The 26,023-nt window shown below is 61.0% G+C and carries 19 protein-coding genes; 14 read left to right on the forward strand and 5 right to left on the reverse strand.

Annotated features, from left to right (window positions below; genetic code table 11):
• Positions 1-331: 331 nt before the first annotated feature.
• The 5 genes from ACVW0Y_RS09920 to ACVW0Y_RS09940 all read left to right on the forward strand — a co-directional run bounded on the left by ACVW0Y_RS09920 (position 332) and on the right by ACVW0Y_RS09940 (position 9,704).
• A complete protein-coding gene (locus ACVW0Y_RS09920; protein WP_457437915.1) occupies positions 332-3,628 on the forward strand; it encodes a transglutaminase family protein in 3,297 nt (1,098 codons plus the stop codon).
• A 127-nt stretch (positions 3,629-3,755) separates the two neighbouring features.
• Positions 3,756-6,245: a circularly permuted type 2 ATP-grasp protein gene (locus ACVW0Y_RS09925; protein WP_457437917.1), complete on the forward strand. Its 2,490-nt coding sequence runs from the start codon at positions 3,756-3,758 to the stop codon at positions 6,243-6,245.
• On the forward strand, positions 6,245-7,132 hold the full coding sequence (locus ACVW0Y_RS09930; RefSeq protein WP_457437918.1) for a transglutaminase family protein: 888 nt from the start codon (positions 6,245-6,247) through the stop codon (positions 7,130-7,132). The genes ACVW0Y_RS09925 and ACVW0Y_RS09930 overlap by 1 nt, the downstream gene beginning before the upstream one ends.
• Positions 7,133-7,350: 218 nt before the next feature.
• Positions 7,351-8,592, forward strand: coding sequence for a parallel beta-helix domain-containing protein (locus tag ACVW0Y_RS09935; RefSeq protein ID WP_457437919.1), 1,242 nt, complete (start codon positions 7,351-7,353; stop codon positions 8,590-8,592).
• Positions 8,589-9,704 (forward strand): SO2930 family diheme c-type cytochrome, encoded by a 1,116-nt coding sequence (locus tag ACVW0Y_RS09940; protein WP_457437920.1) that lies wholly within the window; start codon positions 8,589-8,591, stop codon positions 9,702-9,704. The genes ACVW0Y_RS09935 and ACVW0Y_RS09940 overlap by 4 nt, the downstream gene beginning before the upstream one ends.
• 109 nt (positions 9,705-9,813) lie before the next feature.
• Here the strand turns inward: ACVW0Y_RS09940 and ACVW0Y_RS09945 are convergent, their stop codons facing one another.
• A complete protein-coding gene (locus ACVW0Y_RS09945) occupies positions 9,814-10,017 on the reverse strand; it encodes a hypothetical protein (protein WP_457438206.1) in 204 nt (67 codons plus the stop codon).
• Positions 10,018-10,064: 47 nt separating this feature from the next.
• Complete coding sequence (locus tag ACVW0Y_RS09950; protein ID WP_457437922.1) at positions 10,065-10,643, reverse strand: LOG family protein; 579 nt, start codon at positions 10,641-10,643, stop codon at positions 10,065-10,067.
• A gap of 399 nt (positions 10,644-11,042) precedes the next feature.
• Here ACVW0Y_RS09950 and azu point away from each other — a divergent pair, with 399 nt between their 5' ends.
• Complete coding sequence (gene azu, locus ACVW0Y_RS09955; protein ID WP_457437923.1) at positions 11,043-11,492, forward strand: azurin; 450 nt, start codon at positions 11,043-11,045, stop codon at positions 11,490-11,492.
• A gap of 123 nt (positions 11,493-11,615) precedes the next feature.
• Here azu and ACVW0Y_RS09960 read toward each other — a convergent pair whose 3' ends face one another.
• Positions 11,616-12,635 (reverse strand): 2-oxoadipate dioxygenase/decarboxylase family protein, encoded by a 1,020-nt coding sequence (locus ACVW0Y_RS09960; RefSeq protein WP_457437924.1) that lies wholly within the window; start codon positions 12,633-12,635, stop codon positions 11,616-11,618.
• Between the two features lie 105 nt (positions 12,636-12,740).
• A complete protein-coding gene (locus tag ACVW0Y_RS09965) occupies positions 12,741-13,628 on the reverse strand; it encodes a LysR substrate-binding domain-containing protein (RefSeq protein WP_457437925.1) in 888 nt (295 codons plus the stop codon).
• Positions 13,629-13,765: 137 nt separating this feature from the next.
• On the opposite strand from ACVW0Y_RS09965, the gene amaB reads away from it, so the two are divergent.
• From amaB to lhpI, 8 genes are all read left to right on the forward strand, one after another.
• On the forward strand, positions 13,766-15,256 hold the full coding sequence (gene amaB, locus ACVW0Y_RS09970) for an L-piperidine-6-carboxylate dehydrogenase (protein ID WP_457437926.1): 1,491 nt from the start codon (positions 13,766-13,768) through the stop codon (positions 15,254-15,256).
• A gap of 49 nt (positions 15,257-15,305) precedes the next feature.
• Positions 15,306-16,589 carry an L-pipecolate oxidase gene (gene amaA, locus ACVW0Y_RS09975; RefSeq protein WP_457437928.1) on the forward strand — a complete coding sequence of 428 codons (1,284 nt, stop codon included), beginning with the start codon at positions 15,306-15,308 and terminating at the stop codon, positions 16,587-16,589.
• 472 nt (positions 16,590-17,061) lie between these two features.
• Positions 17,062-18,186: a branched-chain amino acid ABC transporter substrate-binding protein gene (locus ACVW0Y_RS09980; RefSeq protein WP_457437929.1), complete on the forward strand. Its 1,125-nt coding sequence runs from the start codon at positions 17,062-17,064 to the stop codon at positions 18,184-18,186.
• A 256-nt stretch (positions 18,187-18,442) separates the two neighbouring features.
• Positions 18,443-19,357, forward strand: coding sequence for an ABC transporter permease subunit (locus ACVW0Y_RS09985; RefSeq protein WP_108097860.1), 915 nt, complete (start codon positions 18,443-18,445; stop codon positions 19,355-19,357).
• A 3-nt stretch (positions 19,358-19,360) separates the two neighbouring features.
• Complete coding sequence (livM, locus tag ACVW0Y_RS09990; RefSeq protein WP_457437930.1) at positions 19,361-20,638, forward strand: high-affinity branched-chain amino acid ABC transporter permease LivM; 1,278 nt, start codon at positions 19,361-19,363, stop codon at positions 20,636-20,638.
• 32 nt (positions 20,639-20,670) lie between these two features.
• On the forward strand, positions 20,671-21,510 hold the full coding sequence (locus tag ACVW0Y_RS09995; RefSeq protein WP_457438186.1) for an ATP-binding cassette domain-containing protein: 840 nt from the start codon (positions 20,671-20,673) through the stop codon (positions 21,508-21,510).
• The gene (locus tag ACVW0Y_RS10000; RefSeq protein ID WP_457437931.1) at positions 21,507-22,223 is read left to right on the forward strand and encodes an ABC transporter ATP-binding protein; all 717 of its coding nucleotides are present in this window, start codon (positions 21,507-21,509) and stop codon (positions 22,221-22,223) included. Before ACVW0Y_RS09995 ends, ACVW0Y_RS10000 begins: the two co-directional genes overlap by 4 nt.
• A gap of 165 nt (positions 22,224-22,388) precedes the next feature.
• Complete coding sequence (lhpI, locus tag ACVW0Y_RS10005) at positions 22,389-23,327, forward strand: bifunctional Delta(1)-pyrroline-2-carboxylate/Delta(1)-piperideine-2-carboxylate reductase (protein WP_457437932.1); 939 nt, start codon at positions 22,389-22,391, stop codon at positions 23,325-23,327.
• Between the two features lie 1,713 nt (positions 23,328-25,040).
• On the opposite strand, the gene ACVW0Y_RS10010 is transcribed toward lhpI, so the two are convergent.
• Positions 25,041-25,949, reverse strand: a complete 909-nt coding sequence (locus ACVW0Y_RS10010; protein WP_457437933.1) for a glycerophosphodiester phosphodiesterase — start codon at positions 25,947-25,949, stop codon at positions 25,041-25,043.
• Positions 25,950-26,023 lie beyond the last annotated feature (74 nt).

The following is a 26,023-nucleotide window of genomic DNA, read 5'->3' on the forward strand; positions in this document are numbered from 1 at the left end:
GGTGGGGGGTGGGGGGGGTGCGGGCGGGTGGGTGGGGGTGGGGGGGGGCGGTTTTTTTTTGGGGGGGGGGGGGGGGTTTTTTGCCCCCCCCCCCCCCCCCAAAAAAAAAACGCCCAGCACACGCGGTAAAAAATACCGCCACCAAACCCAACGCAAACCCAGCGCCGTCATCCCACTGCCCCGATAACGTGCGATGCTCTGCCCCACACATCGCCCTCAGCGCGATTTTGGTGCCGGGGCCCGGCAACCGGTGCCCAATCCACCGGCCTGCCCCCGGCTGGCATAAGTCTTGCGCGGCTCATAGCCCGCCAAGGCTCGCAGGAGGCACGCCGTGTCGATTCATGTCGCATTGCACCATGTAACGCACTACCGCTATGACCGTGCGGTAGACCTGGGTCCGCAGATCGTTCGTCTGCGCCCAGCTGCCCATAGCCGCACGCGGGTGCTTTCCTATGCGCTGAAAGTGCTGCCGGAAAAACACTTTATCAACTGGCAGCAAGACCCCCAGGGCAACTACCTGGCGCGGCTGGTGTTTCCGGAGAAGACCGATGAGTTGCGTATCGAGGTTGATCTGGTCGCCGAAATGGCGGTGTTCAATCCCTTCGATTTCTTCCTTGAGCCGTACGCGGAAAAGATTCCCTTCGCCTATTCGGCGGATGAAAAACGCGAGCTGACGCCTTATCTCGCCACCCTCGAACCAACCAGGAAATTCGCCGCCTATGTCGCCAGTATCGAGCGCAAGCCGCTGCCGACCATCGATTTTCTGGTGGCGCTGAACCAGCGTCTGAGCCAGGACATCAGCTACCTGATCCGCATGGAGCCAGGTGTACAAACCCCGGAACAAACCCTCACCAACGCCTCCGGTTCGTGCCGTGATTCGGCTTGGTTGCTGGTGCAGATCCTGCGCAATCTGGGCCTGGCCGCGCGCTTTGTTTCTGGCTATCTGATTCAACTTACGGCCGACGTCAAAGCCCTGGATGGCCCGTCCGGCACCACCGTGGACTTCACCGACCTGCACGCCTGGTGCGAGGTGTATCTGCCCGGCGCCGGCTGGGTGGGGCTGGACCCGACGTCCGGGTTGTTCGCCGGTGAAGGGCATATCCCCTTGGCTTGTAGCCCGGAGCCGTCTTCGGCCGCGCCCATCAGCGGGGTGGTCGAGCCGTGCGAAACCACGTTCAGCCATGAAATGTCGGTGGAGCGCATCTGGGAAGCGCCGCGCGTTACCAAGCCCTATACCGAGGAACAGTGGCTGGAGATCGAACGCCTCGGTCGGCAGATCGATAGCGACCTGCTTCAAGGCGATGTGCGGCTGACCATGGGCGGCGAGCCGACTTTCGTTTCCATTGATGACCCTGATGGTGCCGAGTGGAATACCGACGCTCTGGGCGAGAACAAACGCAAGCTGTCCGCCGAGCTGTATCAGCGCATGCGCAAGCGGTATGCGCCCAAGGGCCTGGTGCATTTCGGGCAGGGCAAGTGGTACCCCGGCGAGCAGTTGCCGCGCTGGTCGTTGAATTGTTTCTGGCGCCATGACGGAGAGCCGATCTGGCACAACCCGGCGCTGATCGCCGATGAGCATGAGGACTACAAGGCCGATGGCAAGCTGGCGGGGCTGTTTCTGGCCAGCGTCGCCGAACGTTTGCAGCTCAATACCGATTTCGTTTTCCCGGCTTACGAGGACAACTTCTACTACCTCTGGCGTGAGGGCGCGCTGCCGAAAAACGTCAGCGCCGAAGACCCGCGTCTGGGGGATGAAATGGAGCGTGCGCGGTTGCGCAAAGTCTTCGCCCAGGGCCTGGACACGATGGTCGGCCAGGTGCTGCCGCTGGCCCGCACAGCCGCCGGCGATGCCTGGCAGAGCGGGCGTTGGTACCTGCGCGATGAACACTGCCGTCTGGTGCCTGGCGATTCGGCCATGGGCTATCGCTTGCCGTTGGCGTCGCAGCCCTGGGTAAAGGCGGCGGAATTTCCGTTTGTGCATGCCCAGGACCCCAACCAGAGCTTCGCCGAGTTGCCGCCCAGCGAGACCTTGCGTCTGCTGCCGGTGGAACGGGGTGAAGCGCCGGCCAAGGCCGAAGAGCGTGAGCCGAAGATTGATGAGTCGGCGTCCTGGCTGACCCGCACGGCGCTCTGTGCCGAAGCGCGGGATGGCCGTCTGTATCTGTTTATGCCGCCACTGGCTGAGCTGGAGGACTACCTGGCGCTGGTCAGCGTGATCGAGGCCTGCGCCGAAGAGCTGCATTGCCCGGTGCTGTTGGAAGGCTATGAGCCGCCGAGCGATCCGCGGCTGGGCAATTTCCGTGTGACCCCAGATCCGGGCGTTATCGAAGTGAATGTGCAGCCCTCGTCGAGCTGGGAGCAGCTGGTGGAACGCACCGAGTTTCTCTATGAAGAGGCGCGGCAAACCCGTCTGACCACCGAGAAATTCATGATCGATGGCCGCCACACTGGCACCGGTGGCGGTAACCACTTTGTCCTGGGCGGTGCCACGCCGGCGGATTCGCCGTTTCTGCGCCGCCCCGATCTGCTGCGCAGCCTGATCAGCTATTGGCACAATCACCCGTCGCTGTCGTACCTGTTTTCCGGCCTGTTTATCGGCCCGACCTCCCAGGCACCGCGCATCGATGAGGCGCGCAATGACTCGCTGTACGAGCTGGAAATTGCCTTCGCGCAGATGCCGGCACCGGGCGAGCAATGCCCGCCATGGATAGTCGACCGCCTGCTGCGCAACCTGCTGATCGACGTGACGGGCAACACCCACCGCGCCGAGTTCTGTATCGACAAGCTGTATTCGCCGGACAGCGCCAGCGGCCGCCTCGGTCTGCTGGAACTGCGTGGGTTTGAAATGCCGCCCCATGCACGCATGAGCCTGACCCAGCAACTGTTGCTGCGCGCGTTGGTGGCGCGTTTCTGGCGTGAGCCCTATGCGCCGCCGAAGCTGGCGCGCTGGGGTACCGAGCTGCATGACCGCTTCCTGCTGCCGCACTTTATCCAGCAGGATTTTGCCGATGTGATAGTCGAGCTGAACAACGCCGGTTATCCGCTGCGCGCCGAGTGGTTCGCTGCGCACCTGGAATTCCGCTTTCCGAAAATCGGCGACTACGCGGTTGCCGGTATCGAGCTGGAGTTGCGCCAGGCTCTGGAGCCTTGGCATGTGCTGGGCGAGGAGGGCGGCGCTGGCGGTACGGTGCGCTATGTCGACTCCTCGCTGGAGCGCGTGCAGGTCAAGCTCAGTGGCTTGCCGCCGCAGCGCTATATGCTCACCTGCAATGGGGTGCCGGTGCCGCTGCAGTCCACCGGGCGGGTCGGCGAGTTTGTGGCGGGCGTGCGGTTCCGCGCCTGGCAGCCGTACAACTGCCTGCAACCGACCATCCCGGTGCATGCGCCGCTGATTTTCGATCTGCTGGATACCTGGATGCAGCGCTCGCTTGGCGGTTGTCAGTATCATGTCGCGCACCCCGGTGGGCGCAACTACGAGACCTTGCCGGTGAATGCCAACGAAGCGGAAAGCCGGCGCATGGCGCGCTTTTTCCGTCTTGGTCACAACCCTGGGCAGCTGGCTGTGCCTCAGCTGCAGATCAATGACGAGCTGCCCATGACCCTGGATTTGCGCCTGCACCGAAGCTGAGCCGAACCCACCGCCGTAGCCAATAAGAGGCGGGGGAACGCGGCAGACCACGGGTGATATCCAGGGTCTGCGCTACGCTGACTTTTGCGGTTTTCTGTGATTGTTCCTGTCGTCTGCCGAGCGTTACATGCCTGACCTGCTAGACCTGTACCGGCTGACACCGGGTACCTACCACGAGATGCTCGACAGCGAGGGAAACCTGCGTGCCCATTGGCGACGCATGTTCACCCAGCTGCAGCGCAGCAGTGTGCTGCAACTGGCCCAGCGCCAAGCCCTGCTGACCCGGCAGATTCAGGAAAACGGCGTCACCTATAACGTCTATGCCGACCCCAAGGGCGCTGACCGTCCCTGGGAGCTCGACCTGCTGCCCAATCTGCTGGCCGCTGATGAATGGCAGAAGATTGCCGCCGGCATTGCCCAGCGCGCCAAGTTGCTCAATGCCGTGCTGGTCGACTTGTACGGGCCGCAAACCTTGATATCCGGCGGCCTGTTGCCGGCCGAGCTGATCTACGGGCACAACAATTTTCTCTGGCCCTGCCAGGGCGTCAAAACCCCCGATGACACCTACCTGCATGTGTATGCCGTGGACTTGGCGCGCACCCCGGATGGCCGCTGGTGGGTCACCGCCGACCGCACCCAGGCACCGTCCGGCGCCGGCTATGCCCTGGAAAACCGCCAGATCGTGTCGCGGGCATTTCCCGAGCTGTATCGCGATCTGCAGATTCAGCACCTCAACGCCTTCTTCCGCACCCTGCAGGAAACCCTGGCGCGTCAGGCACCGACCGCCGGCCAAGTACCGCTGGTGGTGCTGCTGACCCCGGGGCGCTTTAACGAAAGTTATTTCGAGCACCTGTACCTGGCGCGCCAGCTCGGCTATCCGCTGGTGGAAGGCGGCGACCTGACCGTGCGTGACGCCACTGTGTACCTGAAAACCCTCAGCGGCCTGCGCCGCGTGCACGCCATCATGCGGCGTCTGGACGATGACTTCTGCGACCCGCTGGAACTGCGCACCGACTCCGCCCTGGGCGTGCCCGGCTTGCTGGAAGCGGTCCGTCAGGGCCGGGTGCTGGTGGCCAATGCCCTGGGCAGCGGCGTGCTGGAATCGCCGGGTCTGCTTGGTTTTCTACCGACCATCAACGAGCACCTGTTCGGCGAGGAGCTGCTGCTGCCGTCAATCGCCACCTGGTGGTGCGGCGAGGAGCCAGTGCTGGCCCAGGCCCTGGAAAAACTGCCGGAGCTGTTGATCAAACCGGCGTTCCCGTCGCAGAGTTTTACCCCGGTGTTTGGTCGCGACCTCAGCGAAGAACAGCGCGAGGCGCTGGCCAAACGCATTCGCAAGCGTCCTTACGCCTATGTGGCTCAAGAGCTGGCGCAGCTTTCCCAGGCCCCCGTGTGGCAGCCGGAAAACGGCCAGTTGCAACCGCGTGCTATCGGTATGCGGGTTTACGCGGTGGCGGATGGCGAGGGCGGCTATCGCATTCTGCCGGGCGGCCTGACCCGGGTGGCGACCGAAGCCGACGCCGAAGTGGTGTCGATGCAACGCGGCGGTGCCAGCAAGGACACCTGGGTGCTCGGCGAGCCGGCGTCCGGGGGTGAAACCAAGCCCAACCCGAAAAACCTCGGCGGCCTCGGTCTGGTGCGCCGCGACCCTTACCTGCCGTCGCGGATTGTGGAAAACCTGTTCTGGTTCGGCCGCTACTGCGAGCGCTGCGATGACAGCGCGCGCCTGCTGCGCATCATGCTGGCGCGCTATGTCGAAGGTGATGACCCGCTGGCGCTGCAAGCCGCTGTGGAGCTGGCGGAAAGCCTCAAGCTGCTGCCCGAAGCCGGCGACCTGCACGATCGCCTGCTGGTGGCGCTGATGGGCCCGGACTGGCCGGCCAGCCTGCGCGCCAATCTGCTGCGTCTGCAGTGGGCGGCTTCGCAGGTGCGCGGCAAACTTTCCCGGGAAAACTGGCAGGCGCTGGTGCAGTTGCAGCACGACGCGCAGATTCTCGACCGCGAGGAACCCGACTTCGGCGAGCTGCTGGACTTCCTCAACCGCCTGGTGATGTCGTTGGCGGCGCTGTCCGGTTTTGCTTTGGACGATATGACCCGCGACGAAGGCTGGCGCTTTCTGATGGTCGGCCGGCAGATCGAGCGCCTGCAGTTTCTCGCCAGCAGCCTGGCGGAGTTTCTCCATGGCGTGGCGGTGTTCGATCAGGTGGGCCTGGAGTGGCTGCTGGAACTGGGTAACAGCAGCATCACCTACCGTTCCCGCTATATGGCCGTGCCGCAGCTGATTCCGGTACTCGACCTGTTACTGCTGGACGAACAGAACCCCCATGCGGTGTTGTTCCAGCTGCGTTTGGCGGTGCGTTCGCTAAGCCGTCTCAACGAGGATTTTGCTGCACCGCGGGAAGTGGGCTTGTCGTTGCTGGTTGAACGCCTGGCGGCATTCGACCTCGGCAGCCTGGAGAATCAGTTGTTCGGTGTGACCAGTTTGCGTGCGGTGCTGGATGGCCTGGTGGTGTTGCTCAAGCAGGTTTCGGAAGCGGCCGGGCATGCGTCGGACCGTCTGGCCCTGCGCCACTTCGCCCATGTCGATGATGTCAGCAAGCAAACGGTGTCGGTCTGATGAGCGTGCGTTACGAGATTCTTCACGACACCCATTACCGCTACGACAGCCCGGTGTCGCTGGCCCAGCAGTTGGCGCATCTGTGGCCACGGCCGAGCCCTTGGCAGATCTGCCTCAAGCAAGAGTTGGAGATCGATCCCGAGCCCACCAGCCGCCGCGATGAGCAGGACGTGTTCGGCAACCCGATCACCCGCCTTGCCTTCGAACGGCCCCATGATGAGCTGCGAGTAAACGCCCGGCTGGTGGTGGAGCTGCGCGAACAGCCGGTGCTGGATTTTCATCAGTCGCCGGCCTGGGATCACACCCGCAGCGTGCTGACCTACAACGGTAAGCCCAAGCCCGACCCGGTGCTGGATGCCTGCCGCTTCTGTTTCGAGTCGCCTTATGTGCGCTTGAAAAAGGCCTTCTCCGACTACGCCGAAAGTTGTTTCCCGCCCAGCCGCCCGCTGTTGCTGGGGGCGCAGGCGCTGATGGAAAAGATCTTCCGCGAATTCACCTTCGACGCCGATGCCACGCAAGTGGCGACGCCGCTGGTGGAAGTGCTGGAGCGCCGCCGTGGCGTCTGCCAGGATTTCGCCCACCTGATGCTCGCCTGCCTGCGTTCCCGTGGCCTGGCGGCGCGCTATGTCAGCGGCTACCTGCTGACCCAGCCACCGCCTGGCCAGGCACGGCTGATCGGCGCCGATGCGTCACATGCCTGGGTATCGGTGTACTGCCCGAAACTGGGTTGGGTGGATTTCGATCCCACCAACAACCTGCGCCCTGCGCTGGAACATATCAGCCTGGCGCGCGGGCGGGATTTCTCCGACGTGTCGCCGCTGCGCGGGGTGATTCTTGGCGGCGGCAGCCATGATCCGGATGTGCAGGTTACGGTTATTCCCCTCTGACTTGCTCGGTCCTACGAATCTGCTTTTTGTGGGAGGGGCTTTAGCCGCGATGCTTTTGATTTTTTAAAAGCTCGCGGCTGAAGCCCCTCACACATGGATTGCATTCCACTCGACACTTTCTCCGCCTACCAAGTAGGGCTTGGTTTTTGTTTTATGTGGAACTATAGTGCCAACTCTGTGGGAAACAAAAACTCATAAAAAATCTAGCGGAGCCCGCCATGCGCATTGCCACCTTGTCCGTGTTAGCTGTAGCCGTATTGCTTGCCGCATGCGGCGAGTCGGAAAAACCGGCGGTCACCCACGTCGATTTCCAGAAAGAATTGCAAGCCAAGCTGATCAAGGCCAAGGCCGGTGATGTGATTGAAATCCCCGCCGGCACCTATCAGCTCGACCGTAGCCTGAGCCTCAAAGCCAGCGGCGTGACCATCAAGGGTGCCGGTATGGACAAGACCGTGCTCAGCTTCAAGGGCCAGAAAAGCGGTGCCGAAGGCCTGTTGGTGGACGCCTCGGACTTCACCATCGAAGACCTGGCGTTCGAAGACACCAAAGGCGATTCGCTGAAAGTGGTGGGCGGCAAAAACATCATCATCCGCCGCGTGCGCACCGAATGGACCAATGGCCCGGCCACCGAAAACGGTGCCTATGGCATCTACCCGGTACAGACCGAAAACGTTTTGATTGATGGCGCGCTGGCCATCGGCGCGTCGGATGCCGGCATCTATGTCGGCCAGTCGCGCAACGTGGTGGTACGCAACAGCCGCGCGGAGAAAAACGTCGCCGGCATCGAGATCGAAAACACCATTGGCGCCGACGTTTACGACAACGTGGCCACCGGCAATACCGGTGGCATTCTGGTGTTCAACATGCCCAACCTGCAGCAGGCCGGGCGCGGCACTCGCGTGTATCACAACCAGGTGCAAGGCAATAACCTCGGCAACTTCGGCCACAAGGGCACACCGGTAGCCAGCGTGCCGGCCGGTTCCGGCGTAGTGATCAACTCCAACGACCAGGTGGAGATTTTCGACAACGATATCGGCGAACACAAAACCGCCAACCTGATCGTCAGCAGCTACTTCAGCACCGGCTATACCAACCTCTCCACCGCCGAAGGTTTCGACCCCTACCCGGAAAGCATCTATATCTACGGCAACCGTTTTGGCCCGGGTGGCGACAGCCCCGACAACCTCGAACTCAAGGCCCTGCGCATCAGCCAGTACGGCTTGACCGGGCATCTGCCGGACATCCTCTGGGACGGCTACGTCAACGTCGATAAGCTCAAAGACGGCAAGCTGCCGGCTGACCTGGCGATCTGCGTGGATAACGGCGAAGCCGCGATGATCAACGTCGATGCACCCAACGGCTACAAAAACATCAGCACTGATATGAGCAGCCACAAGTGCAGCCTGCCGAAATTGCCGGCCATCGAACTGGCCTCGGCCAAAGCGGGGCAGGGTGCATGAAGGCATGGCTAGTGTTGGCGGGCACGCTGCTGTTGGCGGCGTGCTCCAAGCAGTCGGCACCGCTGTACCTGCCTGAGGGCGAGAAGTACCCGCAAACCCTCAGTGAATGGGGCATGTTGAAACTCGGTGGCGGGCATTTGCAGCCCGTTGCCGAGGTCACGCCCTATGACCTCAATACCCCGCTGTTCACCGACTATGCGCACAAGATGCGCACTGTGTGGATGCCGGCGGGCGAGGCGGCGAACTACGGCGAAGAGCATTTCGACTTCCCCGTGGGCACGGTGCTGAGCAAGACCTTCTACTACCCCAAGGATGAAAAAGGCCAACTGCGTCTGAACAGCCAGGACGACCGCGACGCAAACACCGGCCTGGCCCTGGACCGCGTGCACCTGGTGGAAACCCGCATTCTGCTCAAACAGAAAAGCGGCTGGGTGGCGCTGCCCTACGTCTGGGACGACAAGCAGCAGGAAGCGCATCTCGAGTTGGCGGGCGATAGCCAGAGCCTGAGTCTGCTGGACGATCAGGGCAAAACCCTGGCGGTGGATTACGAAGTGCCCGACGCCAACCAGTGCGCGGGTTGCCACGAAGAAAGCCATGGCCAGGGCATCAACCCCCTGGGGCCGAAAGCGCGGCACCTGAACAAGGACCTGGTGTACAGCGATGGCACGGCCAATCAGCTGCAGCACTGGCAACAGAAAGGCCTGCTCAAAGGCTTGCCGGCTGAGCTGGCTGGCGTGCCGCAGAACGCCTTGTGGGGCCATCCGCGGCCGGGGGAAAGCCTGGAGAAGCAGGCGCGCAGCTACCTGGATGCCAACTGCGCTCACTGCCACAACCCCAAGGGGCCGGCGCGTACTTCCGGGTTGATGCTTAACCTGGCGACCGCCACGGGGATTCACAGCGGCCTGTGCAAACAGCCGGTGGCGGCGGGTAAAGGTTCAGGGGATCGGTTGGTGGATATTCATCCGGGCAAGCCGGATGAGTCGGTACTGATCTATCGCGTCGAGAGCACCGATCCGAGCGTGATGATGCCGGAGCTGGGGCGCTCGGTGGTGCACCATGAAGGCGTGGAGGTATTGACGCGCTGGATTGCCAGTCTGGATGGGGGCTGTTAGACCGCTATCGAGGCGTAGGTTGGGTTGAGCGCAGCACGCCCAACAGGGGGGCCGATAAACACCGGCCTGTTGGGCTTCGCCTTTGGCTCAGCCCAACCTACGATCAGCTTCAGCTGCGCTGTTCCTCGCCTTCCGCGGAATCCGTAACCTCGTTTTCATCTTCCTCCGGCGCCACGCCATGCTCTTGCTCATGGGCCAGCTTGCGCAGGCGTTTCTCTTCTTTCTTCTGTTCCTTGGCTAAGTCACGCTGCTGTTTGGCGAAGGCGTAATTGGGTTTGGCCATGGTGATCCTCTGCTGAATATCGGTGCGCACTGCATCTGATTAAAGCGCACCGCCTCTTTTTGCGCTGGTATTTCGCCTTAGCGGTCGACCCATTTGGGCGCGACGTCAGGCTTCCACGCGGCCATCGCGGCAATCAGTTCACTGGGCGACTCGTTGATCTGCAGCATCGCCCGGTGCGGGGCACGGACGAAACGTTCTTCCACCAGATGGTCGAGGAAGTCATTGAGCTTGGCGTAGAAGCCATTCACTTCCAGCAGCCCCAGCGGTTTGCTGTGGTAGCCAAGCTGGGCCCAGGTCCAGACTTCGAACAGTTCTTCCAGGGTGCCGAGGCCGCCGGGCAGAGCGATAAAGCCATCGCTCAGCTCGGCCATGCGCGCCTTGCGTGCGTGCATGCCGTCCACCACTTCCAGGCGGGTGAGGCCGTTGTGGCCGATCTCGGCGCTTTTCAGCGACTGCGGAATGATGCCGATCACTTCGCCACCGGCTTCCAGCGCTGCGTCGGCAACGATGCCCATCAAGCCTACGGCACCGCCGCCGTAGATCAGGCGGATGCCTTGCTCGGCCAGGGTACGCCCCAGGTTGATGGCCGCTTCACGGTAAACCGGGTTGGCACCCGGACTGGCACCGCAGAAAACGCATAGTGAACGCAACGACATGGCTAACTCCACAGGCAGGAACTGCCGCTAGGGTACTGGCTGCGTGCGCGCTCACCAAGGCTTAACGGTCGTGGCTTTCATCGGCGCTGGTGCCGGTGGCACCGCAGGCATAAGCGGCCAGCAGGCTGCGTAACAGGTGATTGAAGATCATGATCCGGCCCTCGTTGAATGAGTGGCCAGGCTACGCAGCTCGGGCGATTGCGGCTGTTTGATTGTGTCGATCAGGGCCATAGCACTTTAGTCGTGCGGCTTTTTGCCTCGCGTTTGCTTGAACCTGAATGTGCTATCAAACGTCTTTGTACATGCATGCCGCTTTTTGTTGTCGCACCTGCCGTTCGGCGCCAGCGCCAATACGGCAGATTAACCGGGCCAATGGCCCATCCTGCCAAGGAGTTCACCATGCTTCGCAAGCTTGTAGTTGCATCCCTTCTTACCCTGGCCAGTGTTCAGGTGTTCGCCGCCGATTGTTCGGTGACGGTCGACTCCACCGACCAGATGAGCTTCGACACCAAAGAAATCAAGATCAGCAAAAGCTGCAAGACCTTCACCGTCAACCTGGGCCACAGCGGCTCGCTGCCGAAGAACGTCATGGGCCATAACCTGGTGATCGCCAAGACCGCCGATATGGCTGGTGTTACCGGTGACGGCATGGGTGCCGGCATCGACGCCAACTACCTGAAAGCCGGCGACGAGCGCGTGATTGCCCACACCAAGATCATCGGTGCCGGCGAAAAGGATTCGGTGAGCTTTGATGTGAGCAAGCTGAAGGCAGGTGAAGACTACTCGTTCTTCTGCTCGTTCCCGGGGCACTCCAGCATGATGAAGGGTGCGGTTACTCTGGTTGACTGACCTGCGCAGCCCTCGTAGGAGCGGCTTCAGCCGCGATTGCCTTGTACAGGGATCGCGGCTGAAGCCGTTCCTACGAAAGTCAAAGGCATCGAGGTTGAATCGCCTGTTTTTGCGGCCAAGTCGCTATCTTGAATCGGTCATCTTGAAGATGCCCTGCGCATTCGAACTATCGAAATGCAGATCCAACTCCCCGCTCTCTTCATCCACTTCCCGCTGAATAAATTCCACAAACGAGCCTGGCACTGTGCGTTGCACGGTTTGCCCCTGGGCGTCGATAAAGTCGCGCTGCACTTGCACGGCTTTGTAGGCGGTTTGCATCACCCGGCGTGAGCTGGAGACTTCGATGCTGTCTTTCATGGGCCGGCCGATGGTGCGTTGGTGGTCAACCACCGCTTGCAGGTCGGTCACACGGTCGGTGAGGTGATTGAAGCGGTTGCCTTCGGTGGCGATCCAGGCCATTTCCGCGCTTTCGCTGAGCAGGGCGTGATAGTCACCTTCCTGCACGGCCGCGTGTTGACAGTCGAATGCCTGGTACAGCGCCGGCATCAGCTGCAGTGCCGCGGCGAGGCTGCACTGGCGGGTTTGCCGCAGGGTGCGCAGCGTGGCCAGGTGCCCGGCAGCGAGCGGGTCGCGGCTGGTGGCGCAGACACGGGTGACCGCCTGTTGGAAGCCTTCGCTGAAACGCCCCGGGTGCAGTTCGGAAACAAAGAACTGGGCGATGTCTGCTGGCAAGTCCATCTGCCGGTAGGCGTAGCCGGTCATCTTCAGTTTGGTCAGCGGATAGGTGCGCACATCGGTAAAACCCAGGGGCTCCAGCAGACGGGTAAAGGCGTGGCGGCCGCGTGGCAGTTCGCCGTTTTCCGGCCAGTCGACGGTGCGAATGGCACCGTGATCGAACACCACCTGACGGCCGTCCTGCAGCTGCTCTTCTACATACAGGCGGCCGTTGGGCACCGCTTCCACCAGCTTGTAAAACAGACTGAGGTTCAGCGCTTCGGCCAGCCAGACGCGATGCAGCTGCTGCTCGCTATTGGCGAACGAAGCCAGGCCCTGGGGAATTGCCACATGGGCAAACACCCACTCGGCGGCGGTTTGGCCAATCGCGGCGGCGACAAGCTGGAACAGATGGGCATCGCGGGTCATGACGGCGGCTCTGGGCTGAGTACGTGGCGCTATCAGAACGTTCGGCAGCGCTTCCGACAAGCGAAAAAAACTGCCGGGTTCATTCCATAAATTCTTGTACGGGCATTACTCCAGCTGCTCGTGAATCCAGCGCACAAAGTCGCGCACCTTGGGCACCTCGGCGGCGTGTTCAGCGTAGGCCAGGTAATAGGCGCTGCTGCTGGTCAGACTGTGTTGCCAGGGGATCACCAGCTTGCCTTCGGCCAGCTCCTCTTCCACCAGAAAGCGCGGCAGCAGCGCCACGCCGCAACCCACTTGCGCGGCGCGGATGCACATATAGAAGCTGTCGAAACGCGGCCCATGGTAGCTGTGCTCGGTATGCCGATCCTGGCTATAGAACCACTCGTGCCAGGCCTCCGGGCGGGTGGCGTTTTGCAGCAAGACCAGGTCGGTGAGCTGGGTGGGATCGGTAAAGGGCTCGGCCGGCATTACGCTCGGCGCGCACACCGGCACCATCTCTTCGCCGAACAGGCGCACGCACTCGGCACCCGGGCGGGCGCTCTGGCCGAAGTAGAAGGACAGGTCGCTGCGGCCCTGGGCCAGCTCGTCCGGCTCCACTTCATTGAATACATCCAGGTGGATATTCGGATGGCGCAGGCGCCAGCCTTTCAGTCGTGGCACCAGCCAGCGCGCGCCAAAGGTGGGCAGGGTGGCAACCCGTAGCACTTCGGTTTCGCCGCCATAGGAGCGCAGGTAATGAGTGGACATCTCCACTTGGGTGAGGATTTTTCGTACCTCGGCCAGGTAGAGCGAACCGGCCGGGGTCAGCTGCAAGCTACGCCGCACCCGGCGGAACAACAGGTGCTGAACCACCTCTTCCAGCTGCGCCACCTGCTTGCTGACGGCGCTCTGGGTCAGCGCCAGTTCTTCACTGGCGCGGGTAAAACTCAGGTGACGGGCCACCGCTTCGAAGCATTGCAGGGCGGTTAGCGAGGGCATATGGCGCTTGAGCATGGCAGTCCTGACACGGGGTGAGGGTTTGGCATTACTAAACGGAATGATGTGTGGAGTAAAGGTCGTTTGTTGGCGTGGCGCTAGCCAGCTATTACTGCTGCCATCGAACTCACCCGCTATCGAAAAGGTGCCATGACATGGTCGCTGCATTGCTGAACAAACTGGGCGTTGCCACATCGAGTTATCAACAGGGCGCGCACGCCGTGCATTCACCTATCGATGGCAGCCAGATTGGTACGGTGCAGCTGCAGGACGCTGCCTCGGTGCAGGCGCAGATCGGCAAGGCCGAAGCGGCCTTTCAGGCCTGGCGTCAGGTGCCGGCACCGCGCCGTGGCGAGTTGATCCGTCTGTTCGGTGAAGCCCTGCGCGCCAACAAGGCCGAGCTCGGCGAGCTGGTGTCCTGGGAAGCCGGCAAGATCACCCAGGAAGGCCTGGGCGAAGTGCAGGAAATGATCGACATCTGCGACTTCGCCGTCGGCCTGTCGCGCCAGCTCTACGGTCTGACCATCGCCTCCGAACGTCCAGGCCACCATATGCGCGAAACCTGGCACCCGCTGGGCGTGGTCGGCGTGATCAGCGCCTTCAACTTCCCGGTGGCGGTATGGGCGTGGAATACCACCCTGGCCCTAGTGTGCGGTAACTCGGTGGTGTGGAAGCCGTCGGAGAAAACCCCGCTGACTGCCCTGGCCTGCCAGGCGCTGTTCGAAGGCGTGGCCAAACAATTCAGCGATGCCCCGGCGCACCTGAGCCAGGTGATTATCGGTGCCCGCGAAGCGGGCGAAGCGCTGGTGCAGGACAGCCGCGTGGCCTTGGTCAGCGCCACCGGCAGCACCCGTATGGGCCGTGAAGTGGCACCGGTGGTAGCGGCCCGTTTCGCCCGTTCGATTCTCGAGCTGGGCGGTAACAACGCCATGATCCTCGCCCCCAGCGCCGACCTCGACCTGGCGGTGCGCGGCATTCTGTTCAGCGCCATCGGCACCGCCGGCCAACGCTGCACCACTCTGCGTCGCCTGATTGCCCATGAGTCGGTCAAAGACGAAATCGTCAGCCGGCTGAAAACCGCGTACGCCAAGGTGCGTATCGGTCATCCACTGGAAGGCAATCTGGTCGGCCCGCTGATCGACAAACAAGGCTTTGACGGTATGCAGGCGGCGTTGCGCCAGGCCGAGCAGGAAGGCGGCCAGGTGTTTGGCGGTACGCGTCAGCTGCAAGATAAATTCCCCAACGCTTACTACGTGGCCCCGGCCATTGTCGAAATGCCCGAGCAGAGCGCCGTGGTGCGCCACGAAACTTTCGCGCCGATCCTTTATGTGCTCGGTTACCAGGATTTCGCCGAAGCGGTCCGACTCAACAACGATGTGCCGCAGGGGCTGTCGTCGTGCATCTTCACCACCGATGTGCGTGAGGCCGAAGCCTTTATGTCGGCGCTGGGCAGCGACTGTGGCATTGCCAACGTCAATATCGGCCCGAGCGGTGCCGAGATTGGCGGTGCCTTTGGTGGTGAAAAAGAGACTGGCGGTGGCCGTGAGTCCGGTTCGGATGCCTGGCGTGCATATATGCGTCGACAGACCAACACGGTTAACTATTCGCGCGAATTGCCGCTCGCTCAGGGCATCACCTTTGATTGAGTAATTCAGCGGCGCAGTTGCATGGGTTTCCTTGGGTTGGAGTCTGGTTATGCCGTTGAAGCAAGCGTGTTTGTGGGAGGAGCTGACCCCGCAGCGGCTGAAAGCCGCCGCGCTGGCGGGCGACCTGAAAGTCGATGTGTGTGTGATCGGGGCCGGCTTCACCGGGTTATCCACCGCCCTGCATTTGCTCGAACAAGGGCAAAGCGTGGCCATTCTGGAGGCCCATGAAACGGGCCACGGCGGCTCCGGGCGCAATGTCGGGCTGGTCAATGCCGGCATGTGGATTGCGCCGGATGATGTCGAGGCCGGGTTGGGTGTCGAGGTCGGCAGCAAGCTGGTGACGGAGATGGGCAATGCGCCGTCGCTGGTGTTTTCCCTGATCGACAAATACGCCATCGATTGCCAGGCCCGGCGTCAGGGCACCTTGCATATGGCGCACAACGGCAGTGGCACGGCGGATCTGCAGAGCCGCTGCGCGCAATGGGTGCGTCGCGGTGCGCCGGTGGAAATGATCACTGGCGCGGCCTGTCATGCAGCCACCGGCACCAAACGCATCGATGCGGCATTGCTCGATCGTCGCGCCGGCACCCTCAACCCCATGGCCTATGTCAGTGGCTTGGCCAGGGCTGTGGTCGGCCTGGGGGGACAGTTATTTCACCATTCGCCCGTCAACCGCCTGGAGCGCCAAGGTGCCGATTGGTTGGTGTCGACGCCCGCGGGCGTGGTGACGGCAGAGAAAGTGGTGCTGGCCTCCAACGCCTACACCGAAGGTGAGTGGACTGAGCTGCGTCGCAACTTTTTCCCCGGCAGCTATTACCAGGTGGCTTCGGTGCCGCTGACGGGCACCGCCGCCGAGGGCATCCTGCCCGGCGGTGAAGGCTCGTGGGATACCCGTCAGGTGCTCAGCAGCATTCGCCGTGATGCCGAAGGGCGGCTGTTGCTCGGCAGCCTCGGCAGTGCGGCGAACAAACCGTTGTGGGCGGTGCGTGCCTGGGCCGACCGTATTCAGCAGTTCTACTTCCCGCAATTGGGCAAGGTGGAATGGCAGAGTACCTGGACCGGCACCATCGCCTTTACCCCCGACCACCTGATGCGCCTGTTCGAACCGGCACCGGGGCTGGTGGCTGTTACCGGTTACAACGGCCGGGGCGTAACCACCGGCACTGCCGTGGGGCGCGCGTTTGCCAATTACCTGCTCAGCGGTTCCCGAGAGGCGTTGCCGATGTCGTTCCAGCCTATGAGCGGTATCAGCGCGCCGGGGCTGCGCAGCGGGTTGTATGAATTGGGGTTCTCGCTGTACCACGCTGGGCAGTGTTTGCGCGTCGTGATCTAGAAGCTGGGCCCTTGATTCCTGTAGGAGCGGCTTCAGCTGCAATGCTCTTGACTCAAAAGCATCGCGGCTAAAGCCGCTCCTACGAGAGAGAAATGCGCCAACCAGTACAGCTATGGGCTCTTTTTCGTCGTAAATGCGACCCCCTTCGCGCATTCCCCAATCCCTCCACTAGCCTGTATTGGTGCGCGTGCCCGCACTTTGCGCACCAGCGGTGTGCACTTCGGTGACAAGTACAGTTACGACGAGTTGCCCTGATTGGGGCGCTTGGTTGCTCTTGCTCGATCGTTAGGTTGCTCTTCATTTTTGCGGTGGGTTGCACCTTGTTTGTTTGCTAGGTTGCACCCTCTTGAAGTAGGGCCTTTCGCTACTGTCGGGAAAAGCATTTGTTTTTTTTTCGACAAAGCAAAAATGTGTGGCACGCCGCTTGCTCAACCATCTGCGCCTTCACATAACCCCTCAGGAGCAAAACTCCATGCCTCACAAGAAAACTTTTAAGAAAGGTATTCTGGCGTTCGCGGTTGCCAGTGCTATGAGCCTGACTTCCGTAGCCTTTGCCGATGTGGTTATCGGCGTAGCCGGCCCAATGACCGGTGGTAATGCTGCCTTTGGTGAGCAGCTGTGGAAGGGTGCCGAACAGGCAGCAGCCGATATCAACGCTGCAGGCGGTATCAACGGTGAGCAAATCAAACTGGTTAAAGGCGACGATGCCTGCGAGCCGAAACAGGCCGTAGCAGTTGCCAACCGTCTGGTTGACTCGGACAAAGCAGTCGCCGTGATCGGCCACTTCTGCTCCTCGTCGACCATCCCAGCTTCCGAGGTTTACGACGAAGCCGGCATCATCTCCATCACTCCAGCCTCCACCAACCCGACTGTTACCGAGCGCGGCCTTTCCGGCGAGTTCCGTATCTGTGGTCGTGACGACCAGCAAGGCGTGGTGGCCGGCGACTACATCGTCGATAAGTTGAAACTGACCAAAGTCGCGATCATTCACGACAAAGACACCTACGGCCAAGGCCTGGCAGATGCCACCAAAGCTCAGCTGACCAAGCGCGGCGTGAAGGAAGTGCTGTACGAAGGCCTGACCCGTGGCGAGAAAGACTTCAACGCCCTGGTTACCAAAATCCGTTCCTCGGGTGCTGAAGTGGTCTACTTCGGTGGCCTGCACGCTGAAGCCGGCCCGCTGGTTCGTCAGCTGCGTGAACAAGGTTCCACCGCACTGTTCATCTCTGGTGACGGCATCGTGACCGACGAACTGGTGACCACTGCCGGTGGTGCGCAATACACCAAAGGCGTGCTGATGACCTTCGGTGCCGACCCACGCAACATCGCTGACGGCAAGCCGGTTATCGATAAATTCCGCGCCAGCGGTTACGAGCCGGAAGGCTACACCCTCTACTCCTACGCAGCCGTGCAATCCGTTGCCGCCGCTTTCACTGGCATCAAAGGCACCGACGGCGCCAAAGCCAGCGCCTGGCTGAAGTCCAACCCGGTGAAAACCGTTATGGGCACCAAAGAGTGGGACAAGAAAGGCGACCTGAAAGTCTCCGACTACGTGATGTACGAGTGGGATGACAAAGGCAAATACCACCAGCAGTAAGACGGTGATCTGTACGGCTGATTCGGCAATGTGGCCTCGCCTGGCGAGCCATGAGGTGCGCGTTAACCGTACAGACCACTGACTCGGCTAACCGCTCAGGTACTACCCGTACCTGGGCGATTAGTGCTTCTGGGCACTGCTGGTGTGTCTTGCAGGTGCGGTCGTAGTGGCTTCATCTGTGCAGCAGTACCCGTCTATCACTAGAGGCGGCAGGCCGAACCCCAAGGCACTGACCCCAACAGACGAGACTGCGTCAATGGACGGTATTTTCCTGCAACAACTGATCAACGGGTTGACCCTGGGATCTGTCTACGGGCTGATTGCCATCGGTTACACCATGGTTTACGGCATCATCGGCATGATCAACTTCGCCCACGGCGACGTGTATATGGTCTCTGCCTACCTGACGGCCATCGGCCTTGCGGTACTGACCTTTTTCGGTCTCGAATCCTTTCCGTTCCTGATCCTCGGCACGCTGATCTTCACCATTGTGGTGACGGGCGTGTACGGCTGGACCATCGAACGAATCGCCTACAAGCCACTGCGTAACTCCACGCGTCTGGCTCCGCTGATTTCCGCCATCGGCATGTCGCTGATCCTGCAGAACTATGTGCAGGTTTCCCAGGGCGCGCGTCAGCAAGGTGTACCGACCCTATTGGAAGGGGTGATCAAGTTTCACGTTGGCACCGGCTACGTGCAGCTGACCTACACCAAGCTGTTCATCATCATCGTCTCGCTGGTGGGCATGGGGGTTCTCACCTACATCATCCAGAACACCAAGCTCGGCCGCATGTGCCGCGCCACCCAGCAAGACCGCAAGATGGCCTCGATCCTCGGCATCAACACCGACCGGGTGATCTCCTATGTGTTTGTCATCGGTGCCTGCATGGCCGCGCTGGCCGGCATGCTGATCACCATGAACTACGGCACCTTCGACTTCTATGCCGGTTTTATCATCGGTATCAAAGCCTTCACCGCTGCGGTGTTGGGCGGTATCGGTTCGCTGCCCGGGGCGATGCTCGGCGGTTTGATTCTCGGCGTGGCCGAGGCGCAGTTTGCTGGCTTGGTGAACTCGGACTTCAAGGACGTGTTCTCGTTTTCCCTGCTGGTAATGATCCTGATTTTTCGACCGCAAGGGCTCATGGGCAAACCCCATGTGGCGAAGGTGTAAGCCATGTCGGCAAGCAACTCTATTGATATCAAACGCTGCCTGATCGACACCGTTCTCGCTGGCCTCATTTCCCTGATCGTGTTCGGCCCCATCGTCGGCATCGTGCTGCAGGGCTATAGCTTTGACCTGCACCCGCAGCGCCTGGCAATTCTGGTCGGCATCGTGATGGTGGGGCGCTTCTGCCTCAGCCTGTTCCTGCAAACCGCCCAAGGGCAGAAACTCGCCCACTCGATGCAAAGCAAAGACAGCGGCGTGCATGTACTGCCGGCCGGCCACAAGTCGGCGCTGCGCTTTGTGATTCCGGTGCTGATTCTGCTGGCGATCTGCTTCCCGTTCTTCGCCAACAAATACCTGTTGTCGGTGGTCATTCTCGGCCTGATCTACGTGTTGCTGGGCCTGGGTCTGAACATCGTGGTCGGTCTGGCCGGCTTGCTCGATCTGGGCTTCGTCGGCTTCTACGCCATCGGTGCGTATGGCCTCGGCTTGGGTTACGAATACCTCGGCCTGGGCTTCTGGGCGATGATCCCGCTGGCAATGATTCTGGCGGCCTTTGCTGGTGCGTTACTGGGTTTCCCGGTCCTGAGGATGCACGGCGACTATCTGGCCATCGTGACCTTGGGCTTCGGTGAAATCATTCGCCTGGTCCTCAACAACTGGGTATCGCTGACCAATGGCCCCAACGGCATTCCAATCCCCGGCCCAACCCTGTTCGGTCTGGAATTTGGCAAGCGCGCCAAAGAGGGTGGCGTGCCCATCCACGAATGGCTGGGCGTGAGCTACAACCCCAACGCCGAACTGATCTTCACCTTCGTGGTGTTGTTCATCGTGGTCATGGCCGTGCTCTACGTGAAACACCGCCTCACCCATATGCCGGTCGGGCGTGCCTGGGAAGCGCTGCGCGAAGATGAAATCGCCTGCCGCGCCATGGGCCTCAACCATGTATTGGTCAAGCTCTCGGCCTTTATGATGGGTGCCTCTACCGCCGGCCTGGCCGGGGTGTTCTTCGCCACCAAGCAAGGCTTTATCGACCCCTCCTCGTTCACCTTCTTCGAGTCGGCGTTGATCCTCGCGATCATCGTGCTCGGCGGCCTCGGTTCGACCGTGGGCGTGGTGATTGCTGCCTTCGTACTCACTGTGGCACCAGAGCTGCTGCGCAGTTTCGCCGAGTACCGGGTATTGATGTTCGGCATCCTTATGGTGCTGATGATGATCTGGCGTCCGCGCGGCCTGGTACGTATCAGCCGCAACGGTTACGCGATTCGTAAAGGAGTGAAGCCGTGAGCAACGACGTCATTCTCTCGGTCGAGCATCTGATGATGCAGTTCGGTGGCATCAAGGCCCTGAACGATGTGAGCTTCAATATTCAGCGCGGTTCGATTTCGGCGCTGATCGGCCCCAACGGTGCCGGCAAGACCACGGTGTTCAACTGCCTCACCGGCTTTTACAAAGCCACTGACGGCGACATCACTCTGGATGCCCAGGCCAAGCTGACCAGCGTCGGCAAGATCATGGGCGAACCCTTCGAAGTCACCGACTTCGTCTCGCCGCCCAAGTTCTTCAGCCGGCTGTTCTACAAAATGTTCGGCGGTACCCACCTGGTCAACCGCGCCGGCCTGGCGCGGACCTTCCAGAACATTCGCCTGTTCAAGGAAATGTCCGTGGTGGAAAACCTGCTGGTGGCCCAACACATGTGGGTCAACCGCAGCATGGTCGCCGGTGTGCTCAACACCCCCGGCTATCGCCGTGCTGAAGAGAAGGCTTTGGATACTGCCTTCTACTGGCTGGAAGTGGTCGACCTGGTGGACTGCGCCAACCGCCTGGCCGGTGAGCTCTCCTACGGGCAGCAACGTCGCCTGGAGATTGCCCGGGCCATGTGCACGCGCCCGGAAATCGTCTGCCTCGACGAACCGGCCGCGGGCCTCAACCCGGCGGAAACCGAAGCGCTCAGCAGCATCATTCGGCGTCTGCGCGAAGAACACCAAATCACTGTTCTACTGATCGAACACGACATGGGCATGGTTATGAGCATTTCCGATCACATTATCGTGCTCGACCACGGCGCGCTGATCGCCGAGGGCAACCCGGATGAAATCCGCAACAATCCGAAAGTGATTGCCGCCTACCTGGGCGCAGACGAAGAGGAAGTGGCATGAGCAAGCCGATCCTCGAATTCAAAGATGTAGACGTGTTTTACGGGCCGATCCAGGCGCTGAAAAAGGTCAACCTGCATATCAACGAAGGCGAAACGGTGAGCCTGATCGGTGCCAACGGCGCGGGTAAATCCACGCTGCTGATGTCGATCTTTGGCCAGCCGCGCGCCGGTGGCGGCAGCATCGTTTACAACGGTATCGACATCACCAACAAGAGCTCGCACTTCGTCGCCTCCAACGGTATCGCCCAGTCGCCGGAAGGCCGCCGGGTGTTTCCCGATATGAGCGTGGAAGAGAACCTGTTGATGGGCACCATCCCGATCGGTGCCAAGCACGCGGGCGAAGACATGCAGCGCATGTTCGAGCTGTTCCCGCGTTTGCTCGAGCGGCGTAACCAGCGGGCCATGACCATGTCCGGCGGTGAGCAGCAAATGCTCGCCATCGCCCGCGCGTTGATGAGCCGGCCGAAGTTGCTGCTGCTGGATGAGCCGAGCCTGGGCCTGGCACCGATTGTGGTTAAACACATCTTCGCCACCCTCAAGGAACTGGCGAAAACCGGTATGACCATCTTCCTGGTGGAGCAGAACGCCAACCACGCGCTGCGCCTGTCGGACCGTGGGTATGTGATGGTCAACGGCGAAATCCGCATGACCGGCACTGGCCAGGAACTGCTGGGTAACGAGGAAGTGCGTAACGCCTATCTGGGCGGGCACTGATCACGCGCCCTTTCGGGGGCGCATCTGTTGAATTTCGATACTGTCCCGATGCAGCGTCGCGTTCATCGCGGCTGAAGCCGCTCCTACACGTTTGTGCGATCCGTAGGAGCGGCTTCAGCCGCGAGCTCTTAGCGCTCTATACGAGGGCAGCAGGAGCAATACCGAATGCACACCCTGCGCTTTTTCACCAACGCCGACGTCGCTCGCGCCTTGGACTACGCCCCGCTGATCGAAGCCCTGCGCACCGGCCTGGCAGTTGCCTGTGAATCCCCCGTGCGTGGTTGCCATGACCTGCCCCACGACGCCAGCCTGCTGCATATGCCGGTGTGGCAAAGCGGCCAGGGCATCGGCGTCAAACTGGTCACCGTATTTCCCCATAACAGCGCGCGCCACCTGCCGTCGGTGGCCGCAGTGTTCACCCTGTTCGACGACGTCAGCGGCCAGCCGCTGGCCATGCTGGAAGCCACCGAGATGACGGCCCGGCGCACGGCCTGCACCTCGGCGCTGGCTGCCGATTATCTGGTGCGTCACGATGCTGAACGCCTGCTGATCGTCGGCAGCGGCACCCTGGCGGCGCATATGGTTCGCGCCCATTGCTGTGTGCGGCCGTACCGCACCATCGAGATCTGGGGTCGTAGTCCGGACAAACTGGCACCGTTGGTGGCCCAGCTGCGGGCCGAGGGATTTCCCGTCAGTGCCAGCAGCGATCTGCAAGCCAGCGTTGCCCTAGCCGACAGCATCACCTGCATCACCACCTCCCGTGAGCCGCTGGTGCTGGGCACCTGGCTGCAACCCGGCACCCACCTGGATCTGGTCGGTGCCTTTCTGCCCAACATGCGTGAAACCGACTCCGCTGCCGTCGGGCGTGCGCGAATCGTGGTCGACACCCGTGAAGGGGCGTTGCACGAGGCCGGCGACTTGCTGTTCGCCATCGCCGATGGGGTTATCACTCCGCGAGCTCTCGCCACCGAACTCAAGGATTTGCTCAATGGTCTCGGCCAGCGGGTCGATGAGCAGGAAATCACCTTGTTCAAATCAGTCGGTTTCGCCCTCGAAGACCTGATCGCTGCGCGGGCATTGCTGGCGCAGACTCCGGCCGGTTGAACTGTCCCCAAAAGCTGTGGGGCAATCTGTGGATAAGGTGGGCACAGCTAGGAAGGAGCCGCCATTCATGGGCCCTGCGCCATTCTGTAGATTTTTTGTACAGGGGCCGCTTTAGCGCTGATTTCAACGTTAAAACAACGGCTTGGCACGGTGTGGCGGCTTGCGTGGTGGTACGCGCGGGATAACCCACAAGTTGCCCCCAACAACTGTGGGTAGTGTTGTGGATAAGCGCGGGAGCAATCGCTCGGTGCCAGTAGCGACGGGGCATTCAGCGCATTGCGCAGTAAACGACCAATCCCCTGAAGGCCCCTCCGGCGGCATAACCACGGCCGCTGCACAAGGGTTTTCCACGGCGCGCTGGGTTTTCCCCAGAAAACAATTCTCCCTGTGGATTTATGTAGAAAAACCTTGTGTAACGACCGCCGATTTGCATGCTTCGCCCGGCTGTGGAAAAACTGTCCCCAAAACCTGTGGATAGTTCTGTGGGCAAAATGGGGAAAGGTGCGTTCGAGCCGGTAATTTCGCGGCCTGGGCAAATCTGTAGGTTTTTTGACCAATCATTTTTTTGCTCGCAAAACAGCGATTTACCTGGCTTTCAGGGCTTATGTGCAGTAGCCGCTGAAGAAAAAAGCGAGGCTGTGGATATATCCAGTGGTTTTCTCCTGCCTGTGCATATCAGTGCAAAATAGCCTGCAAAAGCAAGGCTTTTCCGGGGGCTATCCACAGTTTTTGACTGCAGCACCGCGCAACTGTCCCCAAAACCTGTGGGGCATTCTGTGGATAAGGTGGGTAAAGGTAGCAAGGAGCCCCCATTCACGGGCCCTGGCGCAAACAGGGTGTTTTTTAACCATGCCGGCTTTATCGCGTTAAAACAGTGAGTTATTCACTTTAAGCAGCGTTATCTAGGCGCTTTTACCAACTTGCCCCCAAAGTCTGTGGGCAGAGTTGTGGATAACGCTGGGAGTACTGGTTATGAGCCACGCAGCACTAGGTCTGGAGGAAATCGTATAGGAATTGATCAGCTGGGAGTAAATGCCCATGGCGGCACTTATGCACAGCCTAAGTCAACCAATATTCCAGGTTTTTCAGGTGGTTAGCGGACGGTTTCTTGATGTAGTGGCAAGTTATCCAGACGGCCTTGTGGATCAATCTGTGGATAAGGTGGGGGTAAGCTGGGGATGGTCGCCGTGGACTTTTTTAGCGGGCTAGGGCAGCGCCAGGAGAGTCGTAGTTCTGCAAGATTCTGGGTCCCAGCCTGCGCTGGAACGACGAGGTTTTTCCCCCTTCCACCGTCATCCATGCGCAGCCGGGGGCCCAGGTGCGCAGATCACAGTTCGGGACCTCGGGGAGAGTGATGAAGCGCGCTGCTGCACACTTGCCCCCAAACTCTGTGGGCAGAGTTGTGGATAACGCCGGGAGTACTAGCCAGGAGCCGCGGGGGGCGTGGACTGGCGGGTTTCGTACAGCATTTGATCAGTTGTCTGAAAACGCCCGGCACGGCATTTATGCACAGCCGGCGTCAACCGTTATTCAAGGTTTATCAGTGGCTTAGCGCTTTATCTTGCGGGGCGATTGATAAGTTATCCCACAGGCCTGTGGACGGAGCTGTGGGTAAGGTTGGCATAAGCTGTTGAAGACTCGCCGTGAACCTATTCTGGCGGGGCCTTGGGAAAACTGTACGTTTTATACCCAAAGCCGCGCCGGCTGTGAGGCTCAGGGCTGATTGGCACCCAATACGGTGGAGCGCCCCAGCAGTTGCAGGGCACGGTCGGGGTAGTCGGTGAATAAACCCTGGGCACCGATATCCAGCAGGTGGCGCATGGCCGGCTGTTCATTGATTGTCCACAGCTGGACGTTCAGGCCGCGCGCCTGGGCGTCGGTAATCAGGCTGGCATCCACCACCATCGGCCCTTCGGCCTCGGGAAGGGCCAGCACCTGGTAAGAGGGCGACAGCAGCCGCTCCAGGCCCAGCCAATGCAACACCACGAGAATCTTCACCGAGGTCGGTCCGGCCGCAGTGGCGACGTTCGGGCAGTGTTCATGGAAAGCTTGCAGGCTCGACTCGTAGAAGCTGCTGACCACAACTCGCTGCAGCTGATTGGCGCCTTTGAGCACCTGACACAGCTGCTCGGCGGCGGCTGGCTCGGCATCCTTGATTTCCACCGACTTGGCGCTGCGCGGATAACGGGCCAACACCTCAGCAAAGGTGGGGATGCGAATACCTTGATTGCGGTACGGATAGCTTTCGCCGCCGTCGGCCGTCCAGCGGTAGCCGGCATCGAGCTGTTGCAGCTCGGCCACGCTGTGCTCTGCCACCAGGCCGGTGCCGTTGGTGGTGCTGGCCACGTCGGCATCGTGGGTGACCATCAGTTGCCCATCGCGGCTGCGCCGGACATCCATATCCAACATATCCACATCCAGCGCCGTGGCGCGCTCGAAGGCGAACAGCGTGTTCTCCGGCCACAGCCCCATTCCGCCACGGTGGGCAATCACCAAAGGTTCGCTGCCCAGGCTGGTCAACGCGATTGGCGGTAACGCCGGTGTACTGGTGAGCATCAACACGGCAATGGCGATGACCAGCAACAACACCGGTGCCAAGAAAAAACGAGCGACACGCAACATGGCAAGCATCCAGACCAGAGAAAGGAGGTGCTGCGACTATGCCAAAGCTATGCCACTGAAAGGATGTCTGAACG

Source organism: Pseudomonas sp. TE3786, from assembly GCF_054057335.1.